10 protein-coding genes are annotated in these 13,704 nt (G+C 60.8%); all 10 read right to left on the reverse strand.

What is annotated here, in order from left to right; translation table 11 throughout:
- Positions 1-110 precede the first annotated feature (110 nt).
- The 10 genes from ACA054_RS04685 to alg8 all read right to left on the reverse strand — a co-directional run bounded on the left by ACA054_RS04685 (position 111) and on the right by alg8 (position 13,618).
- Positions 111-767: an alginate O-acetyltransferase AlgF gene (locus ACA054_RS04685; protein ID WP_497688390.1), complete on the reverse strand. Its 657-nt coding sequence runs from the start codon at positions 765-767 to the stop codon at positions 111-113.
- A gap of 17 nt (positions 768-784) precedes the next feature.
- The gene (locus ACA054_RS04690) at positions 785-1,960 is read right to left on the reverse strand and encodes an alginate O-acetyltransferase (protein WP_497688391.1); all 1,176 of its coding nucleotides are present in this window, start codon (positions 1,958-1,960) and stop codon (positions 785-787) included.
- An 11-nt stretch (positions 1,961-1,971) separates the two neighbouring features.
- Complete coding sequence (locus ACA054_RS04695; protein ID WP_497688392.1) at positions 1,972-3,537, reverse strand: MBOAT family O-acyltransferase; 1,566 nt, start codon at positions 3,535-3,537, stop codon at positions 1,972-1,974.
- Between the two features lie 195 nt (positions 3,538-3,732).
- Positions 3,733-4,845, reverse strand: a complete 1,113-nt coding sequence (locus ACA054_RS04700) for a mannuronate-specific alginate lyase (RefSeq protein ID WP_497688393.1) — start codon at positions 4,843-4,845, stop codon at positions 3,733-3,735.
- A gap of 8 nt (positions 4,846-4,853) precedes the next feature.
- The gene (locus ACA054_RS04705) at positions 4,854-6,305 is read right to left on the reverse strand and encodes an alginate O-acetyltransferase (protein WP_497688394.1); all 1,452 of its coding nucleotides are present in this window, start codon (positions 6,303-6,305) and stop codon (positions 4,854-4,856) included.
- A 10-nt stretch (positions 6,306-6,315) separates the two neighbouring features.
- Positions 6,316-7,902, reverse strand: a complete 1,587-nt coding sequence (algG, locus tag ACA054_RS04710) for a mannuronan 5-epimerase AlgG (protein ID WP_497688395.1) — start codon at positions 7,900-7,902, stop codon at positions 6,316-6,318.
- Positions 7,903-7,928: 26 nt separating this feature from the next.
- A complete protein-coding gene (locus tag ACA054_RS04715) occupies positions 7,929-9,413 on the reverse strand; it encodes an alginate export family protein (RefSeq protein WP_497688396.1) in 1,485 nt (494 codons plus the stop codon).
- On the reverse strand, positions 9,410-10,921 hold the full coding sequence (algK, locus tag ACA054_RS04720) for an alginate biosynthesis TPR repeat lipoprotein AlgK (protein ID WP_497688397.1): 1,512 nt from the start codon (positions 10,919-10,921) through the stop codon (positions 9,410-9,412). Before algK ends, ACA054_RS04715 begins: the two co-directional genes overlap by 4 nt.
- A gap of 9 nt (positions 10,922-10,930) precedes the next feature.
- Positions 10,931-12,100, reverse strand: coding sequence for a PilZ domain-containing protein (locus ACA054_RS04725; RefSeq protein WP_497688398.1), 1,170 nt, complete (start codon positions 12,098-12,100; stop codon positions 10,931-10,933).
- Between the two features lie 36 nt (positions 12,101-12,136).
- Positions 12,137-13,618 (reverse strand): mannuronan synthase, encoded by a 1,482-nt coding sequence (gene alg8 / locus ACA054_RS04730; RefSeq protein WP_497688399.1) that lies wholly within the window; start codon positions 13,616-13,618, stop codon positions 12,137-12,139.
- Positions 13,619-13,704 lie beyond the last annotated feature (86 nt).

Consider the following 13,704-nt stretch of genomic DNA (forward strand, 5'->3'; position numbering starts at 1 on the left):
TAGGAGCCGGCTTGCTGGCGATGGGGCCCTTGAGGACGCCATCGCTGGCAAGCCAGCTCCTACAGGGTCCGCCGTTTATTCAGCGGCCTCGGTGCAGTCCGAAAAAATTGTTAGCGCGTCGATACCGGGCGTTTTACCCAGACCGGCGACAGGCTGCTGCCGCTGCCGGTGACGTACAGCACTGCGGCTTCACCGCGTTCCAGGGCGACGGGTTTCACGTCGCCGACTTTCGTTGCGCCATCGTATAGCGCCAGGCTGACTTTCACCGGGTTGATTTCACGCTCGCCACGGCCCTTGGCGGCCACGTTCGGGACCACGTCGGTCTTGCCGTCGGCGGTTTTCAGGGTCAGCGCCTTGTCGCTGAGGTTCTGCACGCGCACCAGGGATTTCTGCTTGTTCTTGAACGGTGGCTCTTCGATCAGTTGTGGCGCGCCGCTGGCGTTATTGACCAGAGTGTAATAATGGTCGCCGGCCAGCTTCACCGGCAGGGTCTGGCTGCCGACCTTGGCGCTGTAGTCACCGCCCGGCATGAAGCTGAAGTCGCTGCTCGACAGCGGCGCGACTTCGCTCAGGTTGGTGCTGCCGACAGTGGCGCTGACTTCGGCGTTGCTGGCGTTGTAGATGCGCACGAAGGACGAGCCTTTCGGTGCTGTCGGGCCGTACAGCGCGGAATCGCCCGCGGCAAAGGCCTGCATGGACAACACGCTCATACCAGCAACCAAAGCAAAAGTCTTGGCGAGACGACGAGGAGTAGTAGTGAAAGTCATGGTAGTACCTCTCTCTTTCAGTTTTGCGCCCGGTCGGGCGTCTCGGATTTAGTGTTTGCGGCTACGTTTTGTTGGCGGGCGCCGGCTTGTTTAAGCTCTGCGACCCACTGCGGGTCGGCGTCGCCGATTTCGTTGTTCACAGGCAGATAGCGTTCAGGAAACTCCCAGATCAGCACTTGTGGTGGGCTGTTCTTGAAAGCATCGCTTTTGAGGTAGCTGAGCATCGGCAGAATCGGGCCGTGGCCGTCTTCGGCGTAACTGACCACGTCGCTGCGCAGCGCTTGTTTCAGCGCGCCGACGAAGTTCCAGTTCGGGTTGGCGCTGTAGCTGGTGCCGATCAGCGCAACCGGCACCTCGGTGTTGGCGAACAGGGCGTCGTCACCGGCCGGCTGGTCTTGCGCGGCAACGGTGTTGCGCTTCTGCAAAGGTTCTTGCTTCGGCATCAGGTTTTCGAACAGCGGGTCCAGCGGCAGGAACAGACGCAGGTCGCCCTTGTGGGTGATTTTTTCCGCAGGCTCGGTGACGAAGTCTTGCGGTTCACCGCTCAGCGGGTACTTGTCGGAAATGGTTTTGGCCAGGCGGTTGGCGGCAATCTCGGCGCCTTCCGGGGTCCAGTGGGTGTCGGTACGCAGGAACACTTGCTTGCCGTCGCGCTTGGCCGCTTGCAAGGGGCCCAGCAAATCAGGGGCAAGGATGCGGTCGGCGGCCAGGCGCTTATGGAAGTCCTGGTACAGGTTGGCGTGGATGCTGGCCGGTTTCACCTCACCGAGGTGTTCCGGGTACAGGCGCACCTTGGCCGGGACCACCGCCATCACCAGTTTCACGCCTTTGTCTTTCAGGGTCTGGCGCACGCCTTCGACCAGCGCGTAGTTGCCTTGCAGATTCAACTCTTCGTTGACGGTCGGATGAAATTCTTCATCGCTGTACAGCCACTGGTCGCTACCGAGCACAACGCCCGGACGACCCTCGTTGAACAGTTTGAAATCCAGCGCGGCCCAGAGATTGGTGCCCAGGCGCTTGATCGGGAACTCGTCGTCGTAGTGCGTCTCCACGGCTTTGCTCCAGCGGCCGTTGAGCACCGTCGCATCGGCGTTGGTGCTGAAGCCGAGGAAGCTGCGAACCGACCACAGGCCCAGGGCCAGCAAGGTCACCAGGAACAGGGCGATGTAGAGGATGCGTAATGAGCGGGTCATGGTCAGATCCCTCAGAACTGGAAGTAAAGGAACGGCGAGAAGCTTTGCGCCGAGAGTTTGAGAATCGAGGCGATGAACAGCAGCAGCACCAGGGCACGCATCGCATAGCGCGACCAGTCAGCGCTCCAGTAGGCCGGTTGCACCTGGGCATCGACGCCGACGGTGTAGCCAGGCTGGTGGATGCTCGCCGGGTTATCCCCAGGCGCTGCCTTGATCAGGCCCGGTTCGCTGGCGGCCGGGCCATCGCTGTCGACGTTGACCGCAGGCTTGGTCTTGGCTGGAGGCTGGTTGCTGTAGAAATCGCGCAGACCGAAGTACGCCAGGGTTACGTAGGCCACCACCAACGTAGCGATCTGCAGGCCGGTGAGGCTGGCCTGGTTGAGTTCCGACAGCGACCAGTCGCCGAAGCTGAACATGGCGCCGTACATACGGCCGGCAACGTGCAGGTTTTCCGCACGGAAGATCACCCAGCCCATCACCACCAGCAGGAAGGTCAGTGCCCAGCGGATCGGGTTGAAGCTGCGCGGCGAGGTGTTCAGGCCGATGGCTTTTTCGATCGCCAACCACATGCCGTGCCACGCGCCCCAGACGATGTAGGTGATGTTCGCGCCGTGCCACAGACCACCGAGCAGCATGGTCAGGAACAGGTTGCGATAGGTGGTCAGCGTGCCTTTGCGGTTACCGCCCAAAGTGATGTACAGGTAGTCGCGCAACCAGGTCGACAGGCTGATGTGCCAGCGGCGCCAGAACTCGGTAATCGACTGGCTGATGTACGGCTGCTTGAAGTTTTCCATGAAGCGGAAACCCATCATCAAGCCCAGGCCGATGGCCATGTCGCTGTAGCCGGAGAAGTCGAAGTACAACTGCGCGGTGTAGGCGAGGGCGCCGAGCCAGGCATCTCCCGTGGTCGGGTTCTGCAGCGCGAAGCAGTGGTCGGCCACCACCGCGAGGGTGTCGGCGATGAACACCTTCTTGATGAAACCCTGCATGAACCGCGTGCAGCCCTCGGAGAACTTGTCGAGGGTGTGGGTGCGGTTGTTGAACTGGTCGGCCAGGTCGCGGAAACGCAACACGGGGCCTGCGATCAGGTGCGGGAAGATCGCCACGAACGCCGCGAAGTCGATCAGGTTGCGGGTCGCCGGGGTGTCGCCACGGTAGACGTCGATGATGTAGCTGATGGACTCGAAGATGTAGAACGAGATCCCGATCGGCAACAGCACGTGGGTCAGGATGAACGGCGAAAGGCCGACCGAGGTCATCATGGCGTTGATGCTGTCGACGCCGAAGTTGGCGTACTTGAAGTAGCCGAGGATGCACAGGTCGACGGCCACGCCGAGCAGCAGCCAGCGCTGCGCCGGTTTGGTCCGCACGCCGGCGGCGCCGACTTTCAGGCCGATCCAGTAATTCCACAGCGTGACCGCCGCGAACAGTGCGAGGAAGTCCACACGCCACCAGGCGTAGAACACGTAGCTGGCGATCAGCAGCAGCAAATTGCGATAGCGTTGCCCGCTCAAGTAGTACAAGCCGAGAAAGATCGGCAAGAACAAAAACAGGAACACGTTGGACGAAAAAACCATCCCGATCTCTCCTTGTTTGAACCTACATTCAAGGGCCAACGGCCCCCCCAAACCCCCCATGAAAATCTGGAGGGCAAACATCACTTCACTGTGGGAGCGAGCCTGCTCGCGAAAGCGGAATGTCAGTCGACACTTTTGGTGAATGTCAGACCGCATTCGCGAGCAGGCTCGCTCCCACAGGGTTTTGTGGTGGTGCTAAGAGCCTTTGCCTTTTTCATTGGCCGGGTCGTAGACCTTGGTCAGGTCACCGCCGAGGCGGAAGGTCTTGAACGGTTGCATCTCGTGCTTCTTCTCCAGCACGTCCGGCGTGCAGGTGTAGAGCGTGCAGAACGGTTCGAGCCAGGCGAATTTCGAGTCGACCTTCAGGTCGGTCATGTCCTGTTTCTTGCCGTTCTTTTCCTCGAACTCATCCGGGTCTTCCACCCCGGCGAGCACGCGATCACCCAGGCGTTTCAGCGCGCCATTGTTTTCCTGACGCAAGTCCACACCATTGACCTGGGCGAAACTGGCGATCATCGCCAGTGGTGGCAGGGCGTAGTTGTGGTAGGCCAGCGCCCGTTGTTGGCGCTTGAGTTCGTTGGGCAAGAAGCCTTGGGCGTCGACCTGGTTGACGCCGACCTTGTATTCCTTAACGGCCCAGTCGAACAGGTCGCGGCGGTTGGTGGCGACCGAGGTTGCCATCACCGACCAGGCGGCCCAGTACGAGTGGTTGTTGGTTTTTTCCAGCGGCAGGTTGTCCCAGTCGTTGACCACCTGATCGGCCATCTTGCTGAACCAGGCTTCGATCAGCTGCGACTCTTGCTGATGGTTGGCCAGCGGATGGGAGTCGGAGAACTTCAGGCGGATGTACGACGACGCCATGCTGCCCAACGCCCATTTGCGCATCGACTTGCCGGTGTGGTTGAAGTCCTTGGACATCAAGGCATCAGCCTTGGCCCAGGCAGTCAGCCAATTCAAAGTGCATTCCAGCTGTTCCGGGCGACCGTCACGCATGAACTGCATGACACGCTTGCTGGTGCCGCGCTCGATCTTGGTGATGTCGGCGGTGCTGTCGCGGAAGGCTTTTTCCGATTGCACGTTCAATGTTGAACGGGCCTTGTCCGAGCCTTCGTACTTGCTGCGAAATTGCAGCGAGCCGGTGTACGGCGTCGGCATTGCGTCACAGCCTTCGCTCTTGTCGCCGGTTTTGACTTTTTCAATCGGTGCGAAGTAACCCTGTGGCGGACGCAATGGCGCGGCAGCCTGAGTCGCTCCAGCAAACATTGCGAGACTCAGAAGCGTCAGTGTTGCAAGTTTCGGATTTCGCATAGCAGACCTCATTGCCCGGCCGAAGCGGTACGTTGCTCAGCGCTCGGGAATACGTTGCGTTTGCAGATTTTCGCTTCGACTTTCTGTGGCGCGGCACCCGCTTTTTCAGGGCCCTGGATTTCGACGGCCAGCAGATTCTGCGAGGCCCAGTCTTCGTCCGTGCGCAACTCGAAGGCGAAACGCCCGTCGGTGTCGGAGGTTTCCGGTTTGTCGATCTTGATGTCCTCGTGGCGACCGTTCATGTACCAGAGGGTGGCTTGTAAGGTTTTCACCGACGGATCGGCGAAGCGGATGTCGACCTGGTGACTGCTGTTTTGCAGGTTCAGGTTTTTGCTATTGACCATCAGTTCGTTTTTGCCCGGTTTCAAAGTGGTGCTGCCGGACATCTGTGCATCCTTGCCTTCGCAACCGTTATCCAGCAGCGCCATCATCTGGCGGTAGATGGTTTCCTGGTCGAGGCGATAGAGCGGCGAGAATTCCCAGATGAGAATCTTCGGCGGGTTCTTCTGAAACTCGTCGCTGCCCAGGTACTGCAGCATCGAACCTTCCAGGCCGCCGCCGGGGAACGCCACGTTGAGAATGTCGGCGCCGATGGCCTCTTCGAGGAAACCGGCGAAGTTGTAGTTCTTGCCGCTGTGGCTGGTGCCGACCAGGGTGATTTCCGGATTGCCGGAATCGCCGAACAGATCGCCATCGCCCGCTTCGCCTTTCGGCTCGGTGGTGAATTGATCCATGTACTGGATCGCGTAGCTGGTGCCACAGAGTTGACCGGCCATGTTGTGCAATGTTCCGGTCTTGCCCATGCGACCCGACTTATGGGTCTCGAATTCACGCTTGGGAATGTCGGCGAAGGCCGGAATCTGCTTGACCTTCTCGGCGACGATTTTCGCCGTGCGCTGGGCGCCGTATGGCGTCCAGTGCTGGTCACCGCGGAAGTAGAAGTCGTGGGCGGGCAGGGTGTCGGGCAGTTGCTCGTTGGTCAGCGGCGACAGGTCCGGGACCACATAACCCATCTGCGCGAAACGGCCGAGCATGGTCTTGTAGTTCTTCAGTGCCTTGTCGAAGTCGTAGCTGGCTTTCTCGGCAGGGTTGAGCTTGTTGCGGTTCACCAGGCCACGGGTAGGTTGATAAACGACAACCAGCTCCACCCCTTTGCTCTTGAACGCATCGTGCAATTGCTTCATGCGTTTGTAGCCAGCCGGGGTGGTGTCGAATTCGGTGCGCAAGTCTTCCTGGGTACGGAACAACCAGTCGCCCTGAGCCTGCACCAGGGTGGTGAAGTTCTGCTGATAGCGCGTGGTGTAGTTCTTCGCGTCGTGGGCCGCGGGGCACAGGCTGCAGCACGGTTCTGCGCTGAATTTCGGTGCTTGGACTTCGTCCGCTCGTACACCGCCGCTGGCCGCGAGAATGCCGGCGGTCAGGGCCGACAGGCTGAGTAATTTGATCAAGTGTGGGTGCATAAAATTATCCTCAGTCCTGCATTTCGGTCTGGCGTTCGACAGGGTCGATCAGCACGGCTTTCTGCTGGCGCACCAGCAGGTCGAGAATTTCATCCTGGCGCTCGCCGAGGATGCCGTTGAAGCTGATGCCGCTGGATTTGGTCGGCGCGAGCATGGACACGCGATACAACTCGACGCTCAGCGGCGAGTCGATGGATAGCGGGCCGCTGCCGTTGGCCGCCAGTTCACCGCCGACCACAATCAGCGACACCTGGGCGTCGAACGGGTCGAGCTTGATGTCACGGTCAGTGTCGGTGAGGTCTTTGATGTGCCCGTAGACGCCGGTCAGGCCGTTGGCCATGGCGACGTTTTCGTAGAGGCGAATGTTCACGCTGTTACGAATGCGGATGCCGTGACGACGGTTGCTGATCACCTTGTTGCCCCACAGCAGGTTGTCGGCACTCTCGTAGAGGGTGATGCCGTCGGTGTGGTTCTGGTAGATCTCGTTGTGAGCGATCAGGTTGTTGACGCTGTTACGGTCGATCACCAGGCCCGACAACTTGTTGTCGTAGCTGCGGTTGTTGAAGATGAAGCTGTCGTTGACCTCACGGGAAATAATGATCCCGTGCTTCTTCTTGGTTCCGAACACCGTGTTGTCGGCAATGATCAGACCGTGGGAACGGTCGTGCGGGTCGATGCCGTAGACGATGTTGTCTTTGTAGGTGTTGCCCTTGACCACGAAGTCGCGGGTTTCGTAGCAGTAGAAGCCGTACCACATGTCCGAGAACTCGGAACCGACGATCCAGCCGGTCGGTTCAGGACGCTTGAGCACCTTGGCCATGTTCGGCGTGTACTGGGAAATACTCACGCCGTAGGACTTACTGTTGGCGTAGCCGAAACTGGCGATCTTGCTGTTGGCGATGTAGGTCTCGGTGCCGCCCCAGGACAGCAGGAACGGACGGAATTCCTTGGGCGACTTGAAGGCCGCCGGGCCGTTTGCCTTCTCGCTCCAGCCCGTGATTTTGGTGTCACGCACGAACAACTGGCCGTCGTTGACCAGGAACGAACCGGCCTCTTGGGACAGACGCAATTCCTGGGTCTGCTTGTCGATTTCCAGGATGCCCTTGCTACCGACCACGATCGGCAGCTTCGCCAGGAACACGCCCGGCGAGGTCTCGCTGAAGTACTGCTTGGGCAGCTTCTTCGCCAGGTCCTTGAGGTTCATGTAGCCGTCGTCGACGAAGATCGCCTGCGGAATGCCGTGCTGACGCACCACCCACTCGGCCATCTTGTTGTCGCCGCCGATGAAGTCCTTCAAGGCGTCTTCCTGCATCATCCGGCGCACGCTGATCTTGCCGGCCTTGCTGCGCACGATTTTCGCGGCGATGGCCTCGGCGGTGTAGCCCGAGGTGTCCGGCAGTTTCGGCTGGGCCAGCTCCAGCGGCGCGGTCGGAGCGCTGCTGACGGTGTAGGTCTTGGCCTGTTGCAGTTCCTTGGCCATGGTGGCCGGCTTCGCGGGTTGAGCAGCCGGCTCCACAGTGGCGAAGGCGCTCGCACTGGCCAGCAGCATCGCGCCGGCCAACAGGCTGATCGAGCCTTTTATGGCTTGATGATTCATCTGGGAGACTCCCTTCGCAATGTGCATCAGAAGCGCCAGATCACGTCGACGAACGCGCGGTGCATGTACGAATCGACTTCTTTGCCGTAGGCGTCGCCGGGCTTGAACACACCGCCACGGAAGCGCACCAGGGCCGAAGGTTCATCGATCTTCTGGCTCAATGCCGCCGGCAGCAGGCCTTGCTTGAAGTACTTGGTGACCACCAGATCCATTTCCTGGCCGAGGTCTTTGTCACCATTGTTCAGCGGCAGGGAGGTGCTGGACAGTACGGCGCCAGTAACGTCGTCGGTGTTGTTCTGCACGGCGTCGATGCCGTTGCTGGTGATCGGCTTGTTACCGTCGACGCGCCAGAATTTGTGGTAGATCAGGCTGGCGTCGTATTCGTCGTTGAGCATCCACGAACCGAACAGCGTGGCCGATTGCATGTTGTTCATTTCGCCACGGAAGGCTTCGCCGAAACGGTGCACTCGCGAGCGGGTACCGGTGTAGTTCGAGCGGTTGCTTTCCAGGCCGTTCTGTTCGTAATCGGCGCTGGCACGGGCGTAGGCCGCACCGACTTGCCATTGCGGATCGAGGCGCAGACGCACGCCCAGATCCGTAGCCCAGCCGTCGACATCGCCGCTGTGCTTGGCTTGCGCCGGTGCGCTGCCATCGGCGTTCAGCGGGTTGACCGTGTCGCGGTCACCGCTCATGCCGGTGATGCTGCCCCAGTAATTGACCGTGTTGGTGTTGCGCCAGTTGTAGGCATCGCTGTTGGCCTGCAGGCCCAGCCAGCTGATGTCGCCATTCTGTTTTTTGTCCAGCGAATCGCCGGCCACACCCGGTTCCGGATAGTCGAGCTTACCGTCATCGTGGGTGTGATGACCGCGGATACCGGCCCAGTGACCCGGTGTCCATTGGTATTCGGCATCGGCGAAGGCGTGCAAGCGATCCTTGTCCTTCGGCGCCAATTCCTTCAGGTCGGTGCGGTACTCGCTGAAGCGTTCGGCGATACCGGCGTTGGCGCGCAACAGGGTGGTGTCGAAGGTCCAGTTCAGGGCTTCGATGTTGGTGTCGCGCCATTGGCCGTCATCGTTGTGCAGGCGCTGGCGACCGAATTTGAGGATTTCGCCAGGGTAGGGCGTGAAGCCGCTGTAGCCGACCCAGAACTCGCGCATTGCCAGGTAGTTCTTCTTGGTCTTGCGATCATTGTTGACGGTGTTTTCGGTGCCTTCGGATTCCTGCAGGGTGTCGGTCTCGATGATGTCGGTGGACGTCACGGCCTGACCCATGGCGTACGCGCTCCACGCGCCGCTCTCGCCATACACCCAAGGGCGCAGGTCGAGGCCCAGGCCATTGACGTCGCCGCCGCTCTGGGTGCCGAGGTCACGGTCGTCTTCGGACTGGCCGGTGATTTTCACGTCCAGGCCGTAGTTCTTGGTTTCTTCGGTCATCGCGGCCAGTGTCGGGCACGACCAGATCAGGGCGAAGGTGAGGCCGATACCGGCCTTCATGAATGGATTCAACTTCATAGGGATTCCTCGCCGTCTTCTTCTTGCAGGGCGTGCAGTTGCAGCGTGTTCTGGCTCAAGTTGCCGCGAACGGACTGTTCCTGTTTCAACAGGCGTTGGGCCTCGGCCAGCTGCGCAGGCGGCAGTTGGGCTTCGAGTGTTTGCGCAAGCTCGGTGGCTTGCGGGGTGTTCTGGGCCTTGGCGAGCTGGCTGAACACGTACGCATTGAGCGGGTCAGGCTTGGTGCCTTTGCCTTGGGAAAACAGCTGGGCGATGGCGAAGTCGGCGCTGTTCTGGCCGTTGCGTGCAGCGGTCAGCAGATGGTCGAGGGCCTTCTGTGGATAGACCTTGCCCAGGTAGCCACGGCGATAGATCTGGCCGAGGTAGTAATCGGCGGCGACTTCACGGCCGACGGCTTTCTGAAAGTGTTCTTCGGCGACCTTGGCGTCGGCGGGGACCATCTTGCCTTCGTAGTAGAGCTTGCCCAGCAACAGCTCGGCGCGCGGTTGGTCGGCGGCGCGGCCGTTGTCCAGGTACTTCATCATCTGGTCGACATCACCCAGTTCCGGGAAGTCGTAGAGCAGTTGAGCCAGGCTGACCCAGGAAGCGGGGTAGCCCGGGGCGATGTCTTCGAGCAACGACTGCGCGGTTTTTTCGTCGGTCTTGCCCAGGGTCGCATCGCCGAGCACGCGAGCCACACTGTCCACCCGCTGGGCGGTGACGGTGCCGCGACTGTGTGCCGCCTGCATCTGCTTGATCAGCTCGGCTTGTTGCTCCGGTTTACCTTGTTTCTGGTAGACCGTGGCCAGTTCGACGTAGCAGATGTCGGTGGTGTTAAGCGCGGCTTTGCAGACCGTTTCCACTTCGTCGAGGTGCTGGTCGTAGGTGCCTTGGGTGCGATAGAGCAGCACTTGCGCCAGACCCGCTTCCGGCTTGCCTTCAGCGCGCCATTGGCTGATCTGCTTCTGAGCATCGACGTTAGGGAAGCTGTGCGGATATTGCAGGTACAGCATCGCCAATGGGATCAGGGTGTTGCCTTCACTGGCGGCCGAGGCCTTTTTCAACAGGCCTTCGGCTTCGTGCTGCTCGGCTTCGGTGGAGCCGGGCTTGGCCACCAGCAGACGACCCAGGCGCGCCTGGGCGCGCGGTGAAACACTGGCGGCAGCGCGGTAAGTCGCCTCGGCCTGTTTCATCTGCGCCGGGTCGCGGCTGTCGACCTGGATGTCGGCCAGACCGACCTGGGCTTCGCTGTAGCCCAGGTCTGCCAGTTGCTGGTAGTTCGCCGCGGCGGTGGCGGTATCGCCACGCTTGAGCGCTTCGTTGGCCAGGCGCTGGTCGGGCAGGCCGGCGCAACCGGCGAGGCTGACTGCCAGTGCCACAGTACACACCGCATAACCCATGTGGGAGCGAGCTTGCTCGCGATTCAGGCGCCGCGGTGTATCAGGCAAACCGAGCTGATCCCATCGCGAGCAAGCTCGCTCCCACAGGGTCTGCGGTGTTTTGAAGTTATGTGGAAAGGTCACAGGCATGTCCTCGACTTAAAGACCAGCAGCCATGGCTTTATCGATCAGCCAGTTCAGGTTCGGGCCGCGGTCGCTGTTCACTTCCACCGGACGGCCGGCGAGGCTGCTGTCCAGGGCTTCGTCAGGCTGGATCAGCACGCGTATGTCGGAGGACAGGTCGGCGCTTTTCAGGCTGGTGCTGCTGACGATCTTGCCGGTGCGGGTCTTGTCTTCGCCGGCGATCTGGAAGCGCACCGCGGTGCCTGGCAACACGTCGCCGAACTGGCGATAGGAAAAGCGCGCCTCAACGTTGGCTTCGGTGTTACGCGGCACCAGCTGGAAGATCACGTCACCCTTGCTGGCGTACTGACCGTCGGCGACCATTTGCTGGGCCACGGTGCAATCGCAAGGCGAAGTCAGGGTGCCGGTCATTTGCTTGCCGAACAGCTCTTCAACCTTGGCCGGGGCCAGTTGATCGTCTTCCAGATGACCCTTGAGCACGTCGAGCATGCTGGTGCTGAAGGTCGCCAGCGGCGCGCCTTTGGCGGCAACGCCATCGGCTTTCACCAGGCTCTGCACGGTGCCGTCGCGGGGCATGGTGATGTTCACGCCCGGCACGCTGACAAGGCCGGCCTGGGCGTGGCTGACGAAGTACATGCCGTACACCGACTTGAAGATGAACCCGAACGCCGCCAGGCCGACGACGAAAATCCCCAGGCTGAAGGTCACCGCTTTCATGCGCCCGAATGCGCTCATGCCGTGGCCGCCGTCCTTGAGCTTGCGCGCCTTGGTGAAGTTGTCGCGCTGCAGGGTCGCCAGCACTTCGCCGATGGTGACGATGTCGCCGGCCAGGTGCGAAGTGATCAGGTGGCGCAAGGTCGAGATGTCTTGCGGTTCCAGGTTCTGGAACTGGCAACCGGTACGACCGGTCTCGCGATCGAAGGAGCGCACCTGCAACTCCACGTCCATGGCCAGGCCGAGGTTGTCGATGACGAATTGCAGACGTGCCTTGTACTTGTCGCCAATCTTCAGTGGCAGTTGCCCGGCATTGAAGGCCAGGCCACCGGCGGATAGGTCGATCACTCGCGCTTCGACCGGTGTCCGGTCGGGGCCGAAGAAACGCAGCTTGGCCGGGATTTTTACCCGGGCGTGTTGGCGCTGGGCTTCGGATTCGTGCACTACGTTGGCGTTGACGGCGGTATTCATAAGGGCGATTTCCTGGTTAATTCAATAAGGGGGCGGTCAGACCATCATCAGCAGCACGGCGACAAAAATGCTGCCGGCGGAGAAGGTCATGGTCCGAGACGACCAGGTGTTGAACCAACGTTGAAAGCTGGCGAGATCACGGGTCAGGGAAGTGGGCTGGCGAGTCCAGGACTGTTGGTCGAGGCGGAAGAACACGTAGATCTTCACCAGCGCGCCGACGATCTGGTTGTAATAGAGAATCGCCGGGTAGGCCGGGCCGATCCGGTGGCCGGAGCAGGACAGCAACAGGGTCAGGATCAGGCGGGTGATGCCGATCCACAGCAGGTACACCAGGATGAACGCGGTGCCGTACTTGAAGCTGGCGATCAGCGCCACGGTCAGGCCCAGCAGGGAGGTCCACATCGACACGCGCTGATCGAACAGCACCACCGACGTGAATGCACCGAGGCGTTTCACCCCAAGGCCCAGGGCCCGGGAGTTCTGCCGCAGGTTGTTGCCGTACCAGCGGAACATCAGCTTGCGACTGGCCTTGATGAAGCTCTTTTCCGGCGGATGCTCAACAGTGTTGATCGCGGCATCGGGCACGTAGAAGGTGTCGTAGCCCAGACGCATCAGGCTGAACCAGCTGGACTTGTCGTCGCCGGTGAGGAACTTGAAACGACCCAGGCGCCAGTGTTGCAGCGAGTCGCTTTCCACGTCGGCGATGAATTCCGGGTTGGTGACCACGGTGGCACGAAACACCGACATCCGCCCAGTCATGGTCAGCACGCGCTTGGACAGGGCCATCGAGCACATGTTGATGTGACGCTGGGCGAAACGCAGCTTGTGCCATTCGCTCATGATGTAGCCGCCACGCACTTCGCAGAACTCGTTGGTGGTCAGGCCGCCGACATTGCCGAACAGCTGGAACCACGGCACGGTCTTGCGCACCGTGCCTTCGCCGAGCACGGTGTCGCCATCGATCACGGCGACGACGGCGCGGTCATCCGGCAGGTGACGGGAGATGGCGCGGAAACCGTAGGCCAGGCCGTCGCGCTTGCCGGTGCCGGGAATGCGCACGAAGTCGAGCTTGACCCGGGCAGGTGGGTTCATCCGGTTCCACAGGCTTTTCACCAGCAGTTCATCGGACATTTCGACGATGGAGCAGACAATGGTGGTCGGCAGCTCGCAGTCGATCGCTTCGCGGATCACCGAGCTGTAGACCTGCGCGGTGGTCAGCGCATCGATACGGAAACTGGTGACCATCAGAAATACATGGGACGGGTCTGCCGCCTTGCCCAGCTTGCGCACTTTGCGCCGCAGGTGCGGGTAGACCACGTACAGGAACAGCATGCCGCGCACAAAGTGCGTGGCACCCATCGAGTAGCGCCAGATACCGACGATACCGATCAGGAAAATGAAGTCCTTCGACTCGGAGTCGAACGTGGACACAGGCAGCGCAATGGCGATGCCCATCAGTAAACTCAGGTAGAACAGCCAACCGGCGGCCTGGAGTAGGCCGTGCTTTAGCCTGTGCATAATCGGAATCCTAAAGTCAGTTGCAAGTCTCGCGCCCCTGTAGGAGCCGGCTTGTCGGCGATGGCGATCTCAGGTACGCCATCGCT

The sequence above is a fragment of the Pseudomonas sp. LBUM1653 genome (genome assembly GCF_059716115.1).

Bases quoted from the DNA above. Each gene is read 5' to 3' on its own strand.
- algG (WP_497688395.1), bottom strand. From the start codon at position 7,902: ATGAATCATCAAGCCATAAAAGGCTCGATCAGCCTGTTGGCCGGCGCG.
- ACA054_RS04705 (WP_497688394.1), bottom strand. From the start codon at position 6,305: ATGCACCCACACTTGATCAAATTACTCAGCCTGTCGGCCCTGACCGCC.
- ACA054_RS04690 (WP_497688391.1), bottom strand. From the start codon at position 1,960: ATGACCCGCTCATTACGCATCCTCTACATCGCCCTGTTCCTGGTGACC.
- ACA054_RS04715 (WP_497688396.1), bottom strand. From the start codon at position 9,413: ATGAAGTTGAATCCATTCATGAAGGCCGGTATCGGCCTCACCTTCGCC.
- ACA054_RS04695 (WP_497688392.1), bottom strand. From the start codon at position 3,537: ATGGTTTTTTCGTCCAACGTGTTCCTGTTTTTGTTCTTGCCGATCTTT.
- ACA054_RS04725 (WP_497688398.1), bottom strand. From the start codon at position 12,100: ATGAATACCGCCGTCAACGCCAACGTAGTGCACGAATCCGAAGCCCAG.
- algK (WP_497688397.1), bottom strand. From the start codon at position 10,921: ATGCCTGTGACCTTTCCACATAACTTCAAAACACCGCAGACCCTGTGG.
- ACA054_RS04700 (WP_497688393.1), bottom strand. From the start codon at position 4,845: ATGCGAAATCCGAAACTTGCAACACTGACGCTTCTGAGTCTCGCAATG.
- ACA054_RS04685 (WP_497688390.1), bottom strand. From the start codon at position 767: ATGACTTTCACTACTACTCCTCGTCGTCTCGCCAAGACTTTTGCTTTG.
- alg8 (WP_497688399.1), bottom strand. From the start codon at position 13,618: ATGCACAGGCTAAAGCACGGCCTACTCCAGGCCGCCGGTTGGCTGTTC.